The 21,368-nt window shown below is 65.2% G+C and carries 19 protein-coding genes and 1 tRNA gene; 6 read left to right on the top strand and 14 right to left on the bottom strand.

Annotated elements, in window-relative coordinates; genetic code table 11:
* Positions 1-19: 19 nt before the first annotated feature.
* Genes AC07RM_RS07900 through AC07RM_RS07885 form a run of 4 tightly spaced genes read right to left on the bottom strand, consistent with a single transcriptional unit; the run spans position 20 to position 5,600 of the window.
* Positions 20-1,666, bottom strand: a complete 1,647-nt coding sequence (locus tag AC07RM_RS07900) for an ABC transporter ATP-binding protein (RefSeq protein ID WP_495334104.1) — start codon at positions 1,664-1,666, stop codon at positions 20-22.
* Complete coding sequence (locus tag AC07RM_RS07895; protein WP_495334103.1) at positions 1,663-2,721, bottom strand: ABC transporter permease; 1,059 nt, start codon at positions 2,719-2,721, stop codon at positions 1,663-1,665. Before AC07RM_RS07895 ends, AC07RM_RS07900 begins: the two co-directional genes overlap by 4 nt.
* A gap of 4 nt (positions 2,722-2,725) precedes the next feature.
* The gene (locus tag AC07RM_RS07890) at positions 2,726-3,760 is read right to left on the bottom strand and encodes a microcin C ABC transporter permease YejB (RefSeq protein WP_093341754.1); all 1,035 of its coding nucleotides are present in this window, start codon (positions 3,758-3,760) and stop codon (positions 2,726-2,728) included.
* 40 nt (positions 3,761-3,800) lie between these two features.
* A complete protein-coding gene (locus AC07RM_RS07885) occupies positions 3,801-5,600 on the bottom strand; it encodes an extracellular solute-binding protein (RefSeq protein ID WP_495334102.1) in 1,800 nt (599 codons plus the stop codon).
* A 38-nt stretch (positions 5,601-5,638) separates the two neighbouring features.
* On the opposite strand from AC07RM_RS07885, the gene fabI reads away from it, so the two are divergent.
* Both fabI and AC07RM_RS07875 read left to right on the top strand, forming a co-directional pair.
* Entirely contained in the window at positions 5,639-6,421 is a 783-nt protein-coding gene (fabI, locus tag AC07RM_RS07880) for an enoyl-ACP reductase FabI (protein WP_208508713.1), read from the top strand.
* 141 nt (positions 6,422-6,562) lie between these two features.
* On the top strand, positions 6,563-7,402 hold the full coding sequence (locus tag AC07RM_RS07875; protein ID WP_495334101.1) for a DNA ligase: 840 nt from the start codon (positions 6,563-6,565) through the stop codon (positions 7,400-7,402).
* Between the two features lie 56 nt (positions 7,403-7,458).
* Here AC07RM_RS07875 and AC07RM_RS07870 read toward each other — a convergent pair whose 3' ends face one another.
* Positions 7,459-9,756, bottom strand: coding sequence for an Orn/Lys/Arg family decarboxylase (locus AC07RM_RS07870; RefSeq protein ID WP_490876121.1), 2,298 nt, complete (start codon positions 9,754-9,756; stop codon positions 7,459-7,461).
* A 208-nt stretch (positions 9,757-9,964) separates the two neighbouring features.
* On the opposite strand from AC07RM_RS07870, the gene AC07RM_RS07865 reads away from it, so the two are divergent.
* The 4 genes from AC07RM_RS07865 to AC07RM_RS07850 all read left to right on the top strand — a co-directional run bounded on the left by AC07RM_RS07865 (position 9,965) and on the right by AC07RM_RS07850 (position 12,216).
* Complete coding sequence (locus AC07RM_RS07865; RefSeq protein ID WP_093341745.1) at positions 9,965-10,390, top strand: NfeD family protein; 426 nt, start codon at positions 9,965-9,967, stop codon at positions 10,388-10,390.
* A 37-nt stretch (positions 10,391-10,427) separates the two neighbouring features.
* Entirely contained in the window at positions 10,428-11,360 is a 933-nt protein-coding gene (locus AC07RM_RS07860; RefSeq protein WP_093341743.1) for an SPFH domain-containing protein, read from the top strand.
* Positions 11,361-11,404: 44 nt separating this feature from the next.
* A tRNA-Ser gene (locus tag AC07RM_RS07855) sits at positions 11,405-11,495 on the top strand.
* A 64-nt stretch (positions 11,496-11,559) separates the two neighbouring features.
* Entirely contained in the window at positions 11,560-12,216 is a 657-nt protein-coding gene (locus tag AC07RM_RS07850) for a DUF4145 domain-containing protein (protein WP_495334100.1), read from the top strand.
* Positions 12,217-12,233: 17 nt separating this feature from the next.
* Here the strand turns inward: AC07RM_RS07850 and AC07RM_RS07845 are convergent, their stop codons facing one another.
* The 9 genes from AC07RM_RS07845 to AC07RM_RS07805 all read right to left on the bottom strand — a co-directional run bounded on the left by AC07RM_RS07845 (position 12,234) and on the right by AC07RM_RS07805 (position 20,970).
* Complete coding sequence (locus AC07RM_RS07845) at positions 12,234-12,434, bottom strand: hypothetical protein (protein WP_495334099.1); 201 nt, start codon at positions 12,432-12,434, stop codon at positions 12,234-12,236.
* A 13-nt stretch (positions 12,435-12,447) separates the two neighbouring features.
* Positions 12,448-14,787 (bottom strand): phage tail tape measure C-terminal domain-containing protein, encoded by a 2,340-nt coding sequence (locus AC07RM_RS07840; RefSeq protein ID WP_495334098.1) that lies wholly within the window; start codon positions 14,785-14,787, stop codon positions 12,448-12,450.
* Between the two features lie 467 nt (positions 14,788-15,254).
* Positions 15,255-16,361: a phage major capsid protein gene (locus AC07RM_RS07835; protein ID WP_495334097.1), complete on the bottom strand. Its 1,107-nt coding sequence runs from the start codon at positions 16,359-16,361 to the stop codon at positions 15,255-15,257.
* A gap of 234 nt (positions 16,362-16,595) precedes the next feature.
* On the bottom strand, positions 16,596-16,868 hold the full coding sequence (locus AC07RM_RS07830; protein WP_495334096.1) for a hypothetical protein: 273 nt from the start codon (positions 16,866-16,868) through the stop codon (positions 16,596-16,598).
* 11 nt (positions 16,869-16,879) lie between these two features.
* Positions 16,880-17,737 carry a helix-turn-helix domain-containing protein gene (locus AC07RM_RS07825; protein ID WP_495334095.1) on the bottom strand — a complete coding sequence of 286 codons (858 nt, stop codon included), beginning with the start codon at positions 17,735-17,737 and terminating at the stop codon, positions 16,880-16,882.
* Positions 17,734-17,928, bottom strand: coding sequence for a hypothetical protein (locus AC07RM_RS07820; RefSeq protein WP_495334094.1), 195 nt, complete (start codon positions 17,926-17,928; stop codon positions 17,734-17,736). The genes AC07RM_RS07825 and AC07RM_RS07820 overlap by 4 nt, the downstream gene beginning before the upstream one ends.
* Positions 17,925-18,122: a helix-turn-helix transcriptional regulator gene (locus tag AC07RM_RS07815; RefSeq protein WP_495334093.1), complete on the bottom strand. Its 198-nt coding sequence runs from the start codon at positions 18,120-18,122 to the stop codon at positions 17,925-17,927. The genes AC07RM_RS07820 and AC07RM_RS07815 overlap by 4 nt, the downstream gene beginning before the upstream one ends.
* A 93-nt stretch (positions 18,123-18,215) precedes the next feature.
* Entirely contained in the window at positions 18,216-18,671 is a 456-nt protein-coding gene (locus AC07RM_RS07810) for a hypothetical protein (protein WP_495334092.1), read from the bottom strand.
* Between the two features lie 1,105 nt (positions 18,672-19,776).
* Positions 19,777-20,970 carry a tyrosine-type recombinase/integrase gene (locus AC07RM_RS07805; protein ID WP_495334091.1) on the bottom strand — a complete coding sequence of 398 codons (1,194 nt, stop codon included), beginning with the start codon at positions 20,968-20,970 and terminating at the stop codon, positions 19,777-19,779.
* Positions 20,971-21,368 lie beyond the last annotated feature (398 nt).

The raw sequence follows: 21,368 nt of genomic DNA, 5'->3' as shown, positions 1-21,368 counted from the left end.
TTGTGGGTCGCGTTCGCCGTCAGGCCAGTTGCGCGGCGGCCACCAGTTTCTGCGTGTAGGGGTGCTCGGGCGCGTCGAGCACCCGGTCGACCGGGCCCGATTCGAGGATCGCCCCGTCCTTCATGACGATGACCTGGTGCGCCATGGCGCGGATCACCTCCACGTCGTGCGTGATCAGCAGGTAGCTCAGCCCGCGCTCGCGCTGCAGCCGCTGGAGCAGCCCCAGCACCTGCTTCTGGATCGTGACGTCGAGCGCGCTGGTGGGCTCGTCGAGCACCAGCAGGCGCGGATCGACGATCAGCGCGCGCGCGATCGCCAGCCGCTGCCGCTGCCCGCCCGAGAACTCGTGCGGATAACGGTCGAGCAGCGCGGGGAACTGCGCCTCGGTCAGCCCGACGTCGGCCAGCGCCTGCAGCGCCCGCGCGCGCCGGTCGGACGCCTTGAGCTCGGGCGCATGCACCAGCAGGCCCTCGCCGACGATCTGCTCGACGGTCATGCGCGGCGAGAGCGAGGAGAACGGGTCCTGGAACACCACCTGCATCGCGCGCCGCAGCGCGAGGTCCGAAGCCTGGCCCTGCCCCCAGCCCTGCCCGTCGACCTTGAGCGCGCCCTGGAAGCGCAGCAGCCCGAGCGCGGCCAGCGCCAGAGTCGACTTGCCCGAACCCGACTCGCCGACCACGCCCAGGGTTTCGCCGGGCGCGATGCGGAAATCGGCGCCCTGCACCGCCACGAACTCGCCCTTGCCGAACCAGCCGGCGAAACCGGGCTTGGGCACTGGGTAGCTCACGCGCAGTCCCGTTGCCGACAGGATCGGCGACGCGTCGGGCCGCGCCGGCGCGGGCGTCACGTCGCGCGTGGGATGGCTGTCGATCAGCTTGCGCGTGTAGGGGTGTTGCGGCGCCTCGAACACGGTCGCCACCGGGCCGTGCTCGACGATGTGGCCCTGTTCCATCACCGCGACGCGGTCGGCGAAATGCCGCACCAGGTTCAGGTCGTGGGTGATCAGCAGCACCGCCATGCCGTACTTGCGCTGCAGCTCGGCCAGCAGTTCGAGGATCTGGGCGCGCACCGTCACGTCGAGCGCGGTGGTCGGTTCGTCGGCCAGCAGCAGCCGCGGCCGGCAGGCCAGTGCCATGGCGATCATGGCGCGCTGGCGCTGGCCGCCCGAGAGCTGGTGCGGCAGCGCGCGCGCGCGCCGCGCCGGCTCGGGAATGCCGGTGTCGGCCAGCAGTTGCACCGCGGCCTCCTGCGCGGCGCGTGCCGGCAGGCCCTCGTGCAGCTGCAGCACCTCGGCGATCTGGTCGCCTACGCTGTAGAGCGCGTTGAGCGCGGTCATCGGCTCCTGGAAGATCATGGCGATCTCCTTGCCGCGGATGCCGCGCAGCTCGCGCTCGGGGATCGACAGCAGGTCGCGCCCGTCCTGCGCACGCCCGGCATCGAACAGCCGCGCCGAACCCGAGAGTTCGGCGTTCTGCACCAGCCGCAGCAGCGACAGCGCGGTGACGGTCTTGCCCGAGCCCGACTCGCCCACCAGCGCGAACTTCTCGCCGGCCGCGATCCGGAAATCGACGCCGTGCACCACCGGCTTGCCGCCGAAGGCCACGCGCAGGCCGCGCACGTCGAGCAGCGGCGCGCCGGCCGCGAGGGAGGATTCGCCCGGCTTCACTTGTCGGCCTTCCGTGGATCGAGGGCGTCGCGCAGCGCATCGCCCATGAAGGTCAGCAGCATCAGGGTGAAGACCAGCACGCCGAAGGTGGACATCGCGATCCACCAGGCGTCGATGTTCGCCTTGCCCTGGTTGAGCAACTCGCCCAGCGAGGGCGTGCCCGGCGGCACGCCGAGCCCGAGGAAGTCGAGCGAGGTCAGCGCGAGGATCGCCGCGCTCATGCGGAACGGCAGGAAGGTGACGACCGGCACCATGCTGTTGGGCAGGATGTGGCGCCGCATGATCTGCAGGTTGCTCACGCCGAGCGCGCGCGCGGCGCGCACGTAGTCCATCTGGCGGTTGCGCAGGAACTCGGCGCGCACGTAGTCGGCCAGCGCCATCCAGCCGAACAGGCTCAGCAGCACCAACAGCAGCAGCACGCTGGGCGTGAAGATGGCGCTGAAGATGATCAGCAGGTAGAGCTCGGGCATGGAGCCCCAGATCTCGAGCAGCCGCTGCAGGAACAGGTCGGTCTTGCCCGCGAAGAAGCCCTGGATCGCGCCGATGGCAATGCCCAGCACCACGCCCACGACCGTGAGCGCCAGCGCGAACAGCACGCTGACCCGGAAGCCGTAGATCAATTGCGCCAGCAGGTCGCGCCCGCGGTCGTCGGTGCCCAGCAGGTTCTCGCCCGAGGGCGCGGCCGGGTTGGGTTGCTTCGCGAAGTAGTTGAGCGTGCGCGGGCCGTAAGGATTGGGTGCGTAGAGCGCCCAGTTGGCGCCGGCCGTGATGCGGTCGCGGATGAAGGGATCGAGGTAGTCGGCCGGGGTCTCGAAGTCGCCACCGAAGGTCTTCTCGGAGTAGTCGCGCAGCACCGGGAAGTAGGTCTGGCCCTCGTAGTGCACCACCAGCGGCTTGTCGGTGGACAGCAGCTCGGCGAACAGGCTCAGCACCACCAGCACGGAGAACAGGACCAGGCTCCAGAAGCCCAGCGGGTTGCGGCGGAAACGGCGCCAGGCGCGCCGGCCCGGGCTGTCCGACTTGGCCGGCGGACGCGGCGCGGCGGGAGTGGGCATCGATTCAGTCAAACTTCACCCTCGGATCGACCCAGACGTAGCAGAGATCGGAAATCAGCTTGGTCACCAGCCCGATCAGCGTGAACAGGTAGAGCGTGCCCAGCACCACCGGGTAGTCGCGCCGGATCACGCTCTCGTAGCTCAGCAGGCCCAGGCCGTCGAGCGTGAACAGGGTCTCGATCAGCAGCGAGCCAGTGAAGAAGGCGCCGATGAAGGCGGCCGGAAAGCCCGTGATGATCGGGATCAGCGCGTTGCGGAACACGTGCTTCCAGAGCACCTGCCGCTCGGCGAGGCCCTTGGCGCGCGCGGTCAGCACGTACTGCTTGCGGATCTCCTCGAGGAAGGAGTTCTTGGTCAGCATCGCCGTCACGGCGAAGCTGCCGATCACCATGGCCGTGACCGGCAGCGCGATGTGCCAGAGGTAGTCGACGATGCGCGCCCCCCAGCTCAGGCTTTCCCAGTTCGGCGAGGTGAGGCCGCGCAGCGGGAACCACTGCAGCTGGCCGCCGAAGATCACCAGCAGCGCCACGCCGAGTACGAAGCCCGGGATGGCATAGCCCACCAGCACGATCAGCGTGGTGAAGAAGTCGAAGCGCGAGCCCGCGCGCACCGCCTTGGCCACGCCCAGCGGCACCGCGATCAGGTAGCTGATGAAGAAGGTCCACAGGCCCAGGCTGATCGAGACCGGCATCTTCTCCTTGACCAGTTCCCACACGTCCTTGCGCTGGTAGAAGCTGGTGCCGAGGTCGAAGCGCGCAAAGGACTTGAGCATGGTCCACAGGCGTTCGTGGGCCGGCTTGTCGAAGCCGTAGAGCTTCTTGATCTCCTCGATGCGCTGCGGATCGAGGCCCTGGCGGCCGCGGTAGCCGGCGCCGCTGCTCGCGGCCCGCTCGCCGCCCGAATCGCGCCCCTGCAACTGCGCCACCATCTGCTCGACCGGACCGCCCGGCACGAACTGGATCACGCCGAAGGTGATGATCAGCACGCCCAGGAGCGTGGGAATCATCAGCAGCAGTCGCTTGAGGATGTAGCTGGCCATGCGGTTGTCGTGCTCCGGATCTCTTCTCGTGCGGCGGGCGCTACTTGTTGGCCGGCGAGGCCCACCATGTCGCGAGGGCCCAATCGCCGACATCGTAGTACGGCGGAATCGTCGGCGGCAGCACCACGCCGGCCGGCCGGTAGCCGACCAGGAAGGCGCTGCCGTAGTACATCGGGATCGAGTAGTAGCCGGCCGAGAGCACGCGGTCGAGCACGCGCAAGGCGGTGGTGAGCTCGGGGCGCGTGGTGGCCGTCACCACCTTGCCGACGATGGCGTCGACCGCCGGATCGGCGATGCCCCAGTAGTTGGAGGAGCCTGGCGTCTCGGCCGACTTCGAGCCGAACAACTCGAACAGCTCGCCGCCCGGCGCGGTGTTGCCCGGCAGCCGCATCGAGGTCATGTCGAAGTCGTAGTTCTGCATGCGCTGCTGCGAGAGCGAGAAGTCGACGGTGCGAAAGCTCATCTCGATGCCCAGCTTCTTGAGCGCGGTCTGCAGCGGCGTCGCCACGCGGATCAGCGAGGGCTGGTCGTTGAGGAACTCGATGGTGAAGGCCTCGTTCTTCGCGTTGCGCAGCGCGCCGTCGCGGTAGGTCCAGCCGGCCTCGGCCAGCAGCGCCCTCGCCTTGCGCAGGTTCTCGCGCAGGCTGCCGGGCGGATCGGTGCTCGCCGGCACCGGCGCGGGACCGAACACCTCGGGCTTGAGCTTGGCGCGCAGCGGCTCCATCAGCGCCAGCTCGTCCGGCCCGGGCAGGCCGTCGGCATGGAAGTCGCTGTTCGGGAAGTAGCCCTGCACGCGCGTGTAGATGCCGTAGAAGAGCTGGCGGTTGAGCCACTCGAAGTCCATCGCGAGGGCGACGGCCTGGCGCACGCGCACGTCCTTGAACTTGTCGCGGCGCGTGTTGAAGATGTAACCCTGGAAGTCGCCGGGGTTGTGGTTCTCGAAGGCGCGTTTGGCGATCTCGCCGTTGTCGAACTGCTTGCCCTTGTACTGGCGCGCCCAGTTGCGCGAGACGAACTCGCGCATGAAGTCGAACTCGCCGGCCTTCAGGCCCTCGAAGCGCGCGGTCTCGTCGAGGTAGCCCTTGTAGGCGACGCGATCGAAGTTGAACATCCCCTTGCGCACCGGCAGGTCGACGCCCCAGTAGTCGGCGCGGCGCACGTAGGTGATGTCGCGGCCCAGGCGGTCGCTCGCGGGCCTGTAGGGACCGGAGGCGATCGGCACCTCGGTCACGATCTGGTCGAAGGGCTTGCCGCCACCCCATTTGCGGCTGAACACCGCCATGCCGCCGACCACCAGCGGCAGCTCGCGGTTCGGGCTCGCGAAGTCGAAGCGCACCGTGCGCTCGCCGAGCGCGCTCGCCTTCTTGACCTCGGCATAGATGGTCTTGTACTGCGGGGCCGCGAGCGGGCCGATCAGGGTCTGGAACGAATAGACCACGTCGGCCGCCAGCACCGGCGAGCCGTCGTTGAAGCGGGCCTTGGGGTTGAGCCTGAAGGTGACCGAGAGGCCGTCGGGCGCCACGTCGATGTCTTCGGCCAGCAGGCCGTAGGCGGTGGTCGGCTCCTCCGAGTTGCCGGTCATCAGGCTCTCGAACATCAGCTGGCCGAGGCCCGAGGGCCCGGTGCCCTTGAGCGTGAACGGATTGAACTTGTCGAAATTGGTGGGCCGGGTCGGCGGCACCAGCCTGAATTCACCGCCCTTGGGGGCGTTCGGATTCACGTAGCCGAAGTGCGTGAAGCCCGGCGCGTACTTGACGTCGCCGAATTGCGCGTACGCATGGGCGGCCCACGAAGGGGCCGCCGAGAGCGCCAAACCGAACCAGAGCAGCCAACCTCGCATGCGAGAATTCTGCCCCGAGATTTTCACGAGGCAACTCCATGGGCTTTCTTTCCGGCAAAAAACTCCTGATCACCGGCGTGCTGAGCAACCGCTCCATCGCCTACGGCATCGCCAAGGCCTGCCATGAACAGGGTGCCGAGCTCGCCTTCAGCTACGTCGGCGAGCGCTTCAAGGACCGCATCACCGAGTTCGCGGCCGACTTCGGCTCGAAGCTGATCTTCGACTGCGACGTCGGCGACGATGCCCAGATCGAGAAGCTGTTCGCCGACCTGTCGCAGGTCTGGCCGACCTTCGACGGCTTCGTGCACAGCATCGGCTTCGCGCCGCGCGAGGCGATCGCGGGCGACTTCCTCGAGGGCCTGTCGCGCGAAGGCTTCCGCATCGCGCACGACATCAGCGCCTACAGCTTCCCGGCCATGGCGAAGGCGGCGCAGCCCTACCTCAATGACAAGTCGGCCCTGCTCACGCTGACCTACCTGGGCGCCGAGCGCGCGCTGCCCAACTACAACACCATGGGCCTGGCCAAGGCTTCGCTCGAGGCCTCGGTGCGCTACACGGCGGCCTCGCTGGGCCCGAAGGGCGTGCGCGTCAACGGCATCAGCGCCGGTCCGATCAAGACCCTCGCGGCCAGCGGCATCAAGGGCTTCGGCAAGATGCTCGGCGCCGTCGCCGAGGCCTCGCCGATCCGCCGCAACGTGACGATCGAGGAAGTCGGCAACGTGGCGGCCTTCCTGCTGAGCGACCTCGCCAGCGGCGTGACGGCCGAGATCACCTACGTCGACGGCGGCTTCAGCAACGTCGTCGGCGGCATGGCCGAGTAAGCGGCACCACGGCTCCCGGGCGCGCTCTCGCGCCCGTCGGACGGCGATGCACGCCGGTCGCGCGGCGCTTGTCTCGCGAAGGAACTTCGGCCACAAATGGGCATCCATCGGTCGTTTCCAGCTACTCATTTCATAGCACCCGTGCTCCATCGACGCTCCCTGCTGCTCGCCACCCTGGGCTTTGCGCTGACCTTGCCGGCGCACGCCGGCGCGCCCGCGCTGATGCTGGCCGAGGTCTACAAGCCGGGCATGTCGCTGGCCGACTACTGGGTCAGCGAGAAGTACGACGGCGTGCGCGCGTACTGGGACGGCCGGCAGCTCTTCACGCGCGGCGGCGAGCGCATCCTGGCGCCGGCCTGGTTCACCGCCGCATTGCCCAGGCAGCCGCTCGACGGCGAGCTCTGGGCCGGCCGCGGGCGCTTCGCGCATGCGGTGTCGACGGTGCGCAGCCAGACGCCCAACGACGTCGCCTGGCACGAGATGAAATTCATGGTGTTCGACCTGCCGGCCCAGGGCGGCGACTTCACGGCCCGCCTCGGCGTGCTGCGCAAGTTGCTGCCGATCACCGACGCGCCCTGGGTGGTGGCGGTGCCGCAGGAGCGCGCGACCACGGCCGAGGCGCTGCAGGCGCTGCTCGACAAGACCGTGAAGATGGGCGGCGAAGGCCTGATGCTGCACCGCGGTGCCTCGCTCTACCGTGCCGAGCGCAACAACGACCTGCTCAAGGTCAAGACCCATGAAGACGCGGAAGCCCGCGTGGTCGGCCACGTGCCCGGCAAGGGCAGGCATGCCCATCGGCTCGGCGCGCTGCTGGTCGAGATGCCCGGCGGCCAGCGCTTCAAGCTGGGCACCGGCCTGAGCGATGCCGAGCGCGAGCAGCCGCCCGCGATCGGCACCTGGGTCACCTACCGCTACAACGGGCTCACGGCCGGCGGGCTGCCGCGCTTCGCACGCTTCATGCGCGTGCGCGAGGACGGCTGAGCCGCCCCTCGCACCCTGCCCTCCCTGCCCGCCCTGCCCGCTTTGGGCCCCGGCGCTCAGGCGATCTTCCGCACGCAGTCCGCGTAGTAGCGCTTCTTGCCCGTCTCGTCGATGCGCGCCACCAGGCCGTGGATGTCGGTCTCGAAGCCCGGGCACTGCGTGTTGAACTCGCGCGAGAACTTCAGGTAGTCGACGATCTTCTTGTTGAAGACCTCGCCCGGAATCAAGAGCGGAATGCCCGGCGGGTACGGCGTGATCAGGCTCGTGGTGATGCGGCCCTCGAGCTCGTCGATCTCCACGCGCTCGGTCTTGCGGTGCGCGATGTGGGCGAAGGCGTCGCTGGGCTTCATCGCCGGCGTGAGGTCGCTCAGGTACATCTCGGTCGTCAGGCGGGCCACGTCGTAGCGCGCGTAGAGCTGGTGGATGTGCTGGCACAGGTCGCGCAGGCCGAGGCGCTCGTAACCGGTGTGCTGCTGGCAGAACTCCGGCATGATCCGCCACATCGGCTGGTTGCGCGCGTAGTCGTCCTTGAACTGCTGCAGCGCCGTCAGCAGCGTGTTCCAGCGGCCCTTGGTGATGCCGATGGTGAACATGATGAAGAAGCTGTAGAGGCCGGTCTTCTCGACGATCACGCCATGCTCGGCCAGGAACTTGGTCACCACGCTGGCGGGGATGCCGGTCTCGGCGAAGTTGCCCTCGAGGTCCAGGCCCGGCGTCACGATGGTCGACTTGATCGGGTCGAGCATGTTGAAGCCGTCGACCAGTTCGCCGAAGCCGTGCCAGTTGCGCGGCGACTTCTTCGAGCGGCTCTTGCCGTTCTTCTCGCCGTGCATGATCCAGTCGTCCGGGACGCCGATGCCCTCGTCCACGAGTTTCTCGGGGCCCCAGACCTTGAACCACCACTCATCCTTGCCGAACTCCTCCTCGACCTTGCGCATGGCGCGGCGGAAGTCGAGCGCCTCGAGGATGCTCTCCTCCACCAGCGCGGTGCCGCCGGGCGGCTCCATCATCGCGGCGGCCACGTCGCAGCTCGCGATGATCGCGTACTGCGGGCTGGTCGACGAGTGCATCAGGTAGGCCTCGTTGAACAGGTCGCGGTCGAGCTGGCGGTTCTGCGAGTCCTGCACCAGCACGTGGCTGGCCTGGCTGATGCCGGCCAGCAGCTTGTGCGTGGACTGGGTCGCGAACACCAGCGATTCCTTCGGCCGCACGCGGCGCTTGCCCATCGCGTGGTAGGAGCCGTAGAACGGGTGGAAGGCCGCGTGCGGCAACCAGGCCTCGTCGAAGTGCAGCGTGTCGACGTAGCCGTCGAGCGTGTTCTTGATGGTCTCGGTGTTGTAGATCACGCCGTCGTAGGTCGACTGCGTGAGCGTCATCACGCGCGGCTTGACCTTGTTGGCATCGACGTCGGCCAGCAGCGGGTTGGCCTTGATCTTGGCCTTGATGGCCTCGGGCTCGAACTCGCTCTTGGGGATCGGACCGATGATGCCGAAGTGGTTGCGCGTGGGCTTCATGAACACGGGAATCGCGCCCGTCATGATGATCGCGTGCAGGATCGACTTGTGGCAGTTGCGGTCCACCACCACCACGTCGTCGGGCGCCACCGTGTGGTGCCACACCATCTTGTTGCTGGTGCTGGTGCCGTTGGTCACGAAGAAGCAGTGGTCGGCATTGAAGATGCGCGCCGCGTTGCGCTCGCTGGCCGCCACCGGGCCGGTGTGGTCGAGCAACTGGCCCAGTTCCTCCACCGCGTTGCAGACGTCGGCGCGCAGCATGTTCTCGCCGAAGAACTGGTGGAACATCTGGCCCACCGGGCTCTTGAGAAAGGCGACGCCGCCCGAATGGCCCGGGCAGTGCCACGAGTACGAACCGTCTTCCGCGTAGTCGATCAGCGCCTTGAAGAACGGCGGCTGCACGCCCTCGAGGTAGCTCTTGGCCTCGCGGATGATGTGGCGCGCCACGAATTCGGGGGTGTCCTCGAACATGTGGATGAAGCCGTGCAGCTCGCGCAGGATGTCGTTCGGGATGTGGCGCGAGGTCTTGGTCTCGCCGTAGATGTAGATCGGCACGTCGGCGTTCTTGCGCCGCACTTCGCCGATGAAATTGCGCAGGTTCAGCACCGCCGGATCCAGGTCGGGGCCGACCGTGAATTCCTCGTCGTCGATCGACAGGATGAAGGCGCTGGCACGGCTTTGCTGCTGAGCGAACTGGCTCAGGTCGCCGTAGCTCGTGACGCCCAGCACCTCGAAGCCCTCCGTCTCGATGGCCTGCGCGAGCGCGCGGATACCGAGGCCCGAGGTGTTCTCGGAGCGGAAGTCCTCGTCGATGATGACGATGGGAAAGCGGAATTTCATGGGGCGGAGCTCCGGGACAGGCAATGAGGCGCGAAGTGTACGGAATTCAGATGAAGAATTCGCCGACGCGTCGAATGTCCGCCGAATGCCGGTGCGACACGCTTTTCGCCGCCGCGCCGGGAGCCCCCACAAAGTGCAGGCGAGTCCGGGCCGCCCGGAGCGCATGCCTCAGAATGGCGTCGCCTGAAACAACTACAGAGGAGATGTCATGGCGAATTCCACGATCTGGTGGTTGATCGCTGGCACGGCAATCGTGGTCGAGCTCCTGTCCGGCACGGTCTACCTGCTGCTGCTGGCCGGCGGGTTCGCCGCCGCGGCGATCTCCGCCCACCTGGGCTTCGGCACCGTCACGCAACTGCTCGTGGCCGCCGTCGTCGGCGTGGTGGCGGTGCTGACCTGGTACTCGATCCAGCGCAAGCGCCCGCCGCCCCCACCCACCGAAGCCAACCGCGACCTCAATCTCGACATCGGCGAGAGCGTGCAGGTCGAGGCATGGAACCCCGACGGAACCGCCACCGTGCGCTACCGCGGCGCCCAGTGGACCGTCGTGCAGCGCGCGGGCCACGCGCCCTCCACTGGCGAACACCGCGTGGTCGAGGTCGTCGGCAGCCGGCTGGTGGTCGACAAGGTCTAGCTAGAACCCGAGAACGAAAGAGGAAAGGTACAGAGCCATGGAATATTCGGTCCCCATCATCATCCTGGTCATCGCGATCATCTTCATCAGCCAGTCGGTGAAGTTCGTGCCGCAGCAGAACGCCTGGGTGCGCGAGCGCCTGGGCAAGTACCACGGCACCATGACGCCCGGCCCCAACTTCCTGATCCCGTTCATCGACCGGGTGGCCTACAAGCACAGCCTGAAGGAAATCCCGCTCGACGTGCCGAGCCAGATCTGCATCACGCGCGACAACACGCAGCTGCAGGTCGACGGCATCCTCTACTTCCAGGTCACCGACCCGATGCGCGCCAGCTACGGCTCCTCGAACTACATCGTGGCCGTGACCCAGCTCGCCCAGACCTCGCTGCGTAGCGTGATCGGCAAGCTGGAGCTCGACAAGACCTTCGAGGAGCGCGACGTCATCAATGCCCAGGTGGTCGCGGCCATCGACGAGGCGGCGCTCAACTGGGGCGTGAAGGTGCTGCGCTACGAGATCAAGGACCTGACGCCGCCGAAGGAAATCCTGCAGGCGATGCAGCGCCAGATCACGGCCGAACGCGAGAAGCGCGCGCTGATCGCGGCCTCCGAGGGCCGGCGCCAGGAGCAGATCAACATCGCCACCGGCGAGCGCGAGGCCTTCATCGCGCGCTCCGAGGGCGAGAAGCAGGCCCAGATCAACAACGCCCAGGGCGAGGCGGCCGCGATCACCGCGGTGGCCACCGCGACGGCCGACGCCATCGAGCGCGTGGCAGCCGCGATCCAGCAGCCGGGCGGCGAGCAGGCGGTGCAGCTCAAGGTGGCCGAACGCGCGGTCGATGCCTACGGCAAGGTCGCGGCCGATTCCAAGACCACGCTGATCGTGCCGAGCAACATGACCGAGACCGCCGCGCTGATCGCCTCGGCCATGCGCATGGTGCAGGCCGGCAAATCCTCGGGTCCCACGGCCTGAGGCTTCCGGAAACGGCCCCGGCGACTGCTACAATCGTGGGCTTCGGAGCGGTGGATGAGCGGTTTAAGTCGCACGCCTGGAAAGCGTGTGAGGGTTAATAGCCCTCCGCGGGTTCGAATCCCGCCTGCTCCGCCAGGTAGTCAATGAATACGGGGCCTCGCGCCCCGTTTTTCTTTCTTACCCATCAAAGAGCCCATCAATGAAGTGTCCGCACTGCCGAGTGGAGATTCATGCCGATTACAGCGTGCAAGTGCTGAATGATCGAATGCCGCTGGGAAGGATCGACGGGATTGAAGCGATGTGGCACGTTCAGAAAATGGTGTGCCCAGCTTGCTCAAAGGCAATCATCCGGCTTGCCCACCAGAACGGGCGTGCGTCAGGAAACAAGAATTGGTTTGTCTACCCCATCGCTGCCGAGAGAGCCTCAGCCGCTCCTGAGGTGCCTGCAGATTTGGCTGAGGACTACAACGAGGCTGGTGCGGTGCTAGCAGCGAGTCCGAAAGCGTCGGCGGCACTGAGTCGCCGATGCCTTCAAGCACTGTTGCGATACCAAGGTTTTGCACAGCACAACCTCGCTCCGGCGATCGACGCGCTTTTGGCTTCGAAGCAGTTGCCTTCATGGCTCGCCGACAACGTGGATTCGATTCGGAACGTCGGAAATTTCGCGGCCCATCCCCTGAAGGACACGAACACCGGCGCAATCTTGCCGGTCGAGGCGGAAGAAGCTGAATGGAACCTTGAAGTGCTTGAGGGACTGTTCGACTTCTACTACGTCCAGCCCGCGAAGGATGCGGCTCGCCGCGCAGCGTTCAATGCCAAATTGCAGGCCGCAGGCAAGCCGCCCATGAAGCAGTAGCGCGCCCGCGCGACTTCTCACCCGTTGCGGATTCGGGCCCGGTCGACAGCGCGACCAGCCATCATCGCGGCTTGATCCGCAGTCTGCCTGTTGGTGCCCGGCGGGAAGTTCTGCGTGAGGTTGAGCGTCATGCTGCTGCCGAGGTTGCCGCGCTGAAGGTTGCCCACACCGATCGCCGCGGTCTGCTTGGCGTTCAGAACGTACTCGCCCTTGTGCACGATGCCAGCCGGATCACTCGGACTGCCGTAGCCCGTGAAGCCGCCGGACGCGAAACCGTTCAGCTTGATGAAGTCGCCCAGCGGATCCGAGCCCCCCCGAGCTGCCGCCGAAGAGCCCCATGATGGAGCCGAAGCCAGACCCGCCGGACTTTCCGCCCAGGGCCACCGCCGCGGCGCTTGCCGCGGCCGTCAGCTCGGCCAGCGCCGAGGTCGCACCCGTGGTGGTTGCGGTGAGCGCGGCCATTGATCCCGCGCCGCCGCCCTTGCCGAGCCCCAGCAGCGCAGCGAAGCCGCCCGACGACTCGCCGAGCAGCTCCTTCCCCCACCTGGCCAGCGGGCCGGTGATGCCCTCCTTTACCGCGTTGCGCACGCCCTCGGACGCGATCGACTCTAGGAGCGCTTTGCTGTCGAACTTCTTTCCCGTGAAGAGGTTCGTCAGCTGATCCTCCAGACCCTTGAACGCATTCGAGAACGCTTCCTCCGTGTGCTTGGCGGCGTTGTCGGCCTCGTCGGCATAGTTGGACAGCGCCTCGCGCGCACCGTTGAGCCAGTCCTTCTGCGCATCGTTCAGCTTGGCGTAGTAGTCCTTGTACGAGTCGACCGATTTCGATTGGAACTCGTTGATGATCGCGAGCTGCTCCTCGAACTGTTTCGCCGCCTGAGGGCCGAACGTGCCAGCCAGCTCGGCCTGCGAGCGTTGATTCTGCAGATCCTGGCGCGCCTGTTGGTAGCGGTCCTCGATCTGCGAAATCGCCGACTGCAACTCGCGGTACTTGTTGCCCTGACCGATGCCGTCGAGATCGCGTTGATACCCCCTCGCCGTGGTGTCGAAATAGTCTTGAGCGGCCTGCCGGGCCGAGAGCAGAGCGCTCTTGATCTTGTTGAAGGAGGCCTCCTCCTCGATGCCCAGAATCTTCGCTTGCGTGGCCGCGTCGGCCCGGACCTTGTTCAGTTGGGCCTGTGCGTCGGCGATCTTCTTCTGGTTGTCGATTTCATCCTTGCCGGTCAGCTTCTCCTGCTGCAACCTGGCGATGGTCTGTTCCTGGGCCTTGACCTGCGCTGCCGTGTTCTCGTCGAGCAGCGCCTTCTTCTGCTTGTAGTAGTCGGCCTCCTCGGTGAGGCCCGCCGAGCGCATGGCCTCGAGCAGCTTCTCATTGTTGCCGTAGGCATTCGCAAACGCTTCCTGCGCGTTCTTGATTGCGTCCAGGTCGAAAGCGAGCTGGGCCTTGGCCTCCTGCTCGGCGCTGTTGTCCTTGGGGCCCTTCTTTCCGCCTGAGGTGTCCTTCAGGTACTGCCGAGGATCGAATCGACGCGAAATGGCATCGCCGAATTCTTGCCCGGCATACATCGTTGCAACCATGTTGCGTTGGCGTGCTCGCGAAAGCTCCAGCAGTCGCGCGTTTTCGGCCAGGTCGCTTTCGAGGCCACGCGTCCCGAACCCTTTGCGCGTCGAAAACTCGAGGTCCTTCTGCAAACGGTCGCGCGTGCGCATCAGACTTTTGATGTCGGCAGAGGCATCACTCGACAACTGGCCGAACCCGAACACGTCCTTGGCTGCGTCCTTGACCAACAGGCCGAGATTTCCTTGTGCCTTGATCTCCTTGTAGTTTTGCAGGAAGGTGTTCATCGCCGGCAGCAGGTCACTCACGATGGCCCGGGCCGCGTCGGTGGCGTTGGCCTTGAAGGCGAACAGCTGCTTGTTGAAGATCTCAGCTTGCGTCGCGGTTTGCGCGCTCGTCGTGCCCACCAACTCGGTCTTTTCGGCGAGATCGTTGAGGAACGGCGCAGCCTCCTTCACGCTCTTGCCGAACAGTTCCTGCATCGCCCTCGCCTTCGCGCCGTCCGACTCGAACTTCGAAAAGGCCACGGCTGTGCGGCGCAGCGCCTCGGCGGGGTCCAAATTCTTGAGCTCGGAGATGTTCAGGTTCAGCGCCTTGAACAAGCGGTCCGAATCCTCGCCAGGCTTGGCATCCTTCAGCGTGGCATTGAACTTGACCAGGATCGACTCGACGGTCTCCATGTTGGCGCCCGTCTCGCGCGCGGCGCGATCAAGCGCGCTGATGCTTTCGATGCTGGCGCCCGTGGCGTCTTTGATGTCGTTGAAGGCGTCGAGCGCATCGACCTGCTCACGCACCGCCACGAATACGGCTGTAGCCGCGGCGCTGAGTGCCGCAAAGCCTGCCGCGCCCGTGGCGGCGAGCGATTTGATCTGGTCGCCCGCATCCTTCCATGCGTCGGTCGAAACCTTCGCGTTTTTCTGCGCCGAGCGGCCGGCCTTGTCCATGCCATCCGTGAAGCCGCCGATCTTCGCGATCAGGTCGAGCGTGAGCGTGCCGAGGGAGCGATTGGCCATGTCAGTCTTTCCGAATGTGTTGCAGCCGGCCCGACTTCAGATCAGCCAGGATCTCGGCGAGTTTTGGATCGGCACGGTATCGATATGCGCGCTGCCGACAGGCCGACCCGCAGTAGAGGCTTTTCCTTCCGCCCAAAGGCCTGTCGCTCCGGGTCTGATCGGCCAGAGGGACTGCGCAAACGAGGCAAAGGCGGGGGGCCATTTCGTTACGAAACCAGATTTCCGAATTGGGGACGAAAAAATAAGCCTGGGAGAACGGTCAGGGGTCGAGGGGTCTCAGACTTTTGACCCACCTACCCGCACCATGACAGTGCATTGACCGTGCCCACGAGGGGCCTGGGCCCGCCCCGCTTTTCAACGCAAGCTGCCCAGGCTGTCGGGGTTTTCGGCATCATGGAACCGGGCACTCACCGACTAATCCCAGCCGTTCGGGTTACCAACCCGAGGGGGCCAGCCTCTCCCGAGCATCAGTCCGATTGGGCCGACAGGTTCACCTTGCGGAAGGCGAGGCGGTCGTACAGCGCAACGCCAGCCCGCGCTTCCACGAGGATCAGCACCAGGTTTCGGGTCGCGTAGTCCTTGTGGTCGCGCGTCATGTACACCGTGGGCTGCTGACGGTCACGCATGCGAACCTGCAGGGTGTTGCCCACCAGCGCCGTGCCTTGCGGAATGTTGGGGAACGGGATCACCGGCTTGTTCCAGAGCGTCGGCTGCGCCGGCGACTGGGGATTGCCGTAGATGTAGTTGCCCTGGCTGTCCTTGGTCGTGATGATCGAGAACCAGTCGCGCGGGTTCACGATGATCACGTTCGTCTTGTAGCCCGCGGTGTCCATTTCGGAGGCTGCCTCGCCGATCCGCTCGGCCGGATTCGGAGCGGCAGTGGAGATCAACGGGGCCTGCGTGTAGATGCCATGCATGCGGTTGCCGATGCCGCTGCCCATCATCAGCTGGCGCTCGACGGCAGCACGTACCTTGTAGCGCATGATGGTCTCGAGCTGATCGTTCAGGCCCTCGACATCGTCCAGCACCTGCAGCGAGGCGGTGGTGTGAACAGCGATGGTCTCGACCTTGCCCTCGACCAGTTCGCCCTCGAAGTTCATCTCAGCCTTCTCGTCGCCCTCTTCGAGCTGCGTGGCAGCGTCGCCGGTGAAGTTGAGCTGCATGAACTCGAACTTGTTGGACGACACGGGCAACACGGGCAGCACGTCGAGCAGCGTCAACTGCGGCAGCACGAAGCCGTGAAATCCGTTCTCGCGGTCCGCGTAGGTGGGAACGGTGGTGTTGTTGCTGTTGAGGTTGCCCGCGTTGACCAGCGCCTTGATCGACATGCCGAGATCGAAGCGATCGGTGTCGCGGGTCGCCTTCGCGCGGAACTTGTCGAAAGCGGGGTCAGCGACGATGTCTGCCACCTTGAGACCCAGTTCGTGCTCGCCCGCGTTGCCGCCCGGGGCGCGCACAGCCTTCTGCTCGAGCTCGGTCAGGCGATTCTTCAGTTCGCCGACGGTCTGCTTGACCTCGGTGCCGATGCGCTTGATTTCGCCAGCCACTTGGCTTGCGATTTCTTGATCGTCCATTTGGAATTTCCTTCTTTGTGCGCCACCTGTTTAGGTTTGGGAGGCGCGATTGAACATCCGGCCGATTGCCGGTCTATCTCGCACCTGCCTGCACTCGCTGTACACCAGCCTCACGCTGGCCCCACGCTTGAAAGAAGGGAAACCGAAATTCGCTCAGTGGCTGACTGCCTCACACAGAGACACTTAAGTCTCTAATCATCCACCTCGCGCGGTTCAGGCGCGATGGTACACGAACTAGTGCAGCTTGTCACCCTTTGCGATTTCGGCCACGGGCTTGCGCTCGCCGGACTGAGAGACCATCGTCATCGTGACTGCCCAGTTTCCGGCGCTGTCCGCCGACATCTCGAGGCACAGGCGCCAGCCTTTCGCTGTCAGCGCGGCCAGCAGTAGCGGGGTCTCTTTGGGCACGCTGCCGAGCATGCGCTGCATGAGCAGCATCGACGCGGTCTTGAACTCGGTCACGAGCTCAGTGAGCTCTTCGGGGTTGGTGTCTTTGATGAAGGTCATGTCAGATTTGCCTACGTGGTTGAGGTGGAATGGGTGCGTTGCATCTCGCGGACTCGGGCCTTGTAGACCCCCCACTGCTCGGTCTGAGTCCAAGCCCCGAGCCCCAGGCGCACGCCCTCGGCCTCAATCGATGAACGGGAGTCCGGATCGCTCGCTGCGATGCTGCTGGCGGCCTTCTGCGGTCTGCGTTGCGCGTACCAGTCGGCGTTGAAGCCCTGCCAGCCGAACTCGCAGCAGGCGGTGATGGCACCGGCCAGCGTGATCCCCGCTTTGCTGGCCTCGCGGCGCAGGCCGCCCAATGCCGTGTCGGTAAGTGGGCCTGCTTTCTTCGCCTCGCGAACCTTCATGTAGTCGTCCATGAGGCTCTGAGGAACATCTTCGGGGCAAGGTGCGGCCTCGCGCTTGCGCGAGCTCTGGTGGGTCATTGGTGGTTCTATGGTGGTTACTGATGGTTTGGGTCCGTTTGCCGGACGGGTCTGGTCCGTCTCCCGGACGGGTGGGGTCCGTTTGCCGGACTGGTCCTCGCCCGTCTCGCGGACTGGTCCGTTTGCCGGACTGGTCCGCGCGGCGGAGTGGTTCTTCTGTTTCTGTGGATAAGACTCGACGTTCTCCACAACCTTTTCCACATTGATGCGGCAGCGGTTGTTCACGCCCGAGCGTCGATCGATGCTCACGAGCCCCAGGCCCTCGAGAGCCTTCAGCGCTTCGATCACTGCCGTGCGCTGCAGGCAGGTCCAGTCGCCGATCTTGGGCACGGAGGGCCACGCCAAGCCGGTGTCGTCGGCGTAGTCCGCCAAGCACATCACGACGGCCTTCTGCGCCGGCGTGACCCGAAGCGGCTTGCAGAGGGTCGTGACGGCGTTGCTCACTCAGCGTGCTCCTGCGGCACTTCTCCGAGCGCCAGGCTCAGCCAGTGATCGGCCTCCGCCGTGCTGTCGAACAGCCAAGCCCCGGCGCAGCGGCTTAGGACGATGTTTCCGGCCGCGGTGTGGGTGCAGGTCAGGCCGGCGAGCGCGGCGCGTGCCTGAAGCGTGGCGAAGGCCTTGGCGTCGATGCTCACTGCGACACCTCTGCCTGCTTGTCGCGCCAGGCGACGAGCTCATCGAGCTTGAACACGGTCACGGAACGCCCGAGCTTGATCGGGCGCGGGAAGTCCGGGCGCTCCTTCACCCAGCGCCAGAAGGCGGTCTTTCCGATGCCGAGGAATTGCTGCGCCTGGGCCGGGCGCACGCTACGCGATGGTTTGGGTTCCATGTCCTTCTCCTGTGAACTCCGGGGGTCTGACCCGGTCAGGAGAGGACTTTTTCAGATCGGCGCTATCTCTTGAACCTAAACAATTCGTCGGATTTACTTCGGCACGGGAAATCGCTTGCGTACGCGAGTCGCAGCAGCCTCAATCGTCTTTGTGCTGACGTTCAGCCGCGCGGCGACGCGCTCGACGACGGCCGTGACGCTCCCCTCGGTTGCACTAACAACCTCGACCGCTGCCATTTCCAGACGTGCGTTTTCCGCGACAGAATTGGGCCTCCTGCCGGGCGAGGAATTCGGCACAACAGCTTTGAAGACCGCCGCTCGATAGTCCTTTCGATCCGCAGCAAAGAGCGCCATCGAGATCGACTCTAGACGAGCGGCAACGAACGCAGCCAATGGCTCCGGCACGGCGTGTCCGGCAGCGATGATCGATGCTGCGCGGCCGTACAGCATCGCGGCCGCCGGCCCGTCGCCGGCCTCCGCGGAGAGAATTGATTTTTCAGTGCCTGGAGGCAGCACTACATGCACACGCCTCCCTGAAGAACTATTCATCGCCGATCCATCTGCATCGCCTGCTGGTGCAAACGACATGCCTCTTTTGCAAGATCGGCGGCCAGCCACATGATTCTTTCTCGACTTTCGGGGCCCATTTCCTCGAACCACTCCGCACCAAAGCCGAAGCAACCATTAAGAAGGGTCTTCAGTTGAGTGAGCTTTGTCTCTAGCAAATAGGGGTCGTAAACCTCGCACCGCTCAGTCATGACGCGCCCCCTGACTCATCGTTCGCCCCATTGCGGCAGCAGAGTAGCGGGACGTGAGGCCCATGGCTGCCCGATGGATATCGACCACGGCACGGTAATGCTGTTCGGCTGAATCCTGATCATGGCCGTAGTCGGCAACACACTTGCCGTTCAAATAGACCCCGTATGGGGCAACCATGTCCACGCCGATCAAGAACGGTTTCCCGGTCGCGTGCGAACCAACCCCAGTCGACCGCCCAAACGCAACTCGGTACTGCCGCTGGATCTCCGCGCGATTTGGCTTCTTATGCCCGAAAATATGCCTAGCCATGATGTGCGTTTCCTCTCACAGGTGCACGTTGTGGATAGAGCGGTCAGGGTGTTGGTAGCACCTTGGCTGCTCGCTTTTGTGCCTCAGATCAACCTCCACCACTGGCGGAAGTTGCGCCATGAGGCGCGGCGGTCACTCCTTCGGCAGCTTTGCCTTGTCGATCTTCTCTCGCACCCAGGGCGGACCGCCCAGCTTTGCGAGCTTCTCCCTCTGCGCCGCAGTTAAGCGGATGTTGATTGGTTGAGTTTCTTGGCCAGGCTCAACCCGTGGGCGGCCCGGCCGTTTCTTGGCGGAAAGATCGGTTGACGTCATGGAATAAATGTAGCTCTTTATTTGACGTTGATCAACTATTTTTGTAGCCGTATATTGAAAGCGGAGGACGGGGGTTCAAATCCCCCGTTCGACACCTTGAGCAAGGTATTCGAGCCCCGTCCCGGACGGCCGACTGCGGGGGATTTTGAGTCCCCTGCCTGTTTCGCGTGGAACACATCGGCGGAGTTTTCCGCCCATCCCCCATTGGGGGACGGACTCCCTCAATCTGAGGATGTCCCCAGTTTTGGGGAAGTCTCCTCAGGCGGAAGGAGCCTCAGGCAGCCTTGATCGGCACCACGTTGCCGGCCTTGGGGATGGTCCCGCAGAAGTCGGCCCACGCCTGCATCATCTTGAGGCGCTTCGCGAGCATGTCGCCCCGCCGATAGGCTGCCTCGACCTTCGACTCGATGACGTGCGCCAGAGCCATTTCGGCCAAGTCGTGGGGGAAGTTGGTCCGCTCAGCCGCCCAGTCGCGGAACGTGCTGCGGAAGCCATGTGGCACCGCGTCGACCTTCATGCGACGCATCACGGCCGAGAGCGTCATGTCGCTGAGCACCTGGCCCTTCACGCCCGGAAACACGACCTCGACCTTCTCGAAGCGCGGCAGCGACTGCAGGAGCTCGATGGCCTGCGTCGACAGTGGCACCCGATGTTCTACCTTGCCCTTCATGCGCTCGGACGGCACGGTCCAGAGCTTGGCGTCGAGGTCGAATTCGGACCACAGGGCCCCGCGCACCTCGCCCGATCGCGCGGCCGTCAGGATGGCGAACTCCAGCGCCCGGGCTCCCATACCCTCCATGGCCCGCAGATCCGCCAGGAACGCGCCCACGCCCTCAACGGGGACCGCGGCATGGTGCTCTACCTGCGTGATCCTCCGCGGCTTGGCCAGGAGCTGGTCGAGGTGACCTTTCCATCGGGCCGGGTTGTCGCCCTTGCGGTAGCCGCGAACGGTTGCCCAGTCGAGCACCTGTTCGATGCGACCGCGCACGCGCGTGGCCGTCTCGGTCTTGTCCCTCCAGATCGGCTCGAGCACCTTGAGGACGTGCGCCAGCTCGATGTCGCCGACCAGCAGCGAGCCCATCACCGGGCCGGCGTAGGTATCGAGGGTGTTTTGCCACTGCTGGCGGTGCTTCGGGTTGCGCCACTCCGATTCCTTGGCCTTCATGAACCCGGTAACGCAGTCCTCAAAGGTTCTGGTGGCCGCACGGGCCGCCGCCAGCGCGCTCCGGGCCTGTCGGCGCTCCTCGATGGGGTCTACCCCCTGCTCCACCCGGTTGCGCGCTGCACGGGCCTTCTCCCGGGCCTGGGCAAGCGTGACATCGGGATAGCCCCCGAGCCCCATGTCGCGGCGCTTGCCGCCCATGGTTGCCCGCAGCAGCCAAGTTCGAGCCCCAGACTCGACAACCTGGAGATACAAACCGGCGACCCCACCCACCGCGTGGACACCGGGGGCCTTCAGGCGAGCCACCTCGAGGGCTGTACGTTCTGCAGCTTTTCTCGGCATCCGAATTCTCCTTGCCCAACATCTTACCCATCAATGGATTGGGGATTGTAAAGAACTCGATGGAACACAGGCGAACTATCAATAGCCCATTTCCCCTCTGAAAATCGACCAAAATGGAACTTAGGAGAACTTAGGGGAACTGGAAGAAGGGGGACGCCTGCTCCGCCAGAGAGTCTTTGTTCGCAACCGTTCGCGAACATGCAGAAAGCCCGAGTTGCCATTGGCACTTGGGCTTTTTTGTGGGCGCCTGTTGCTTGCGCGTCCCTTGTCTTCACCGATGCGCCGGGCTGAGCCCACCGCCCGCGCAGACCTCACACCGCCCTCCCCGACCCGTCTGGCGGTACGATCCCCAGGTTTTCAGT

It is taken from the genome of Variovorax sp. GW821-FHT09B05, assembly GCF_059418265.1.
This window is presented reverse-complemented; position numbering and strand designations above follow the sequence as displayed.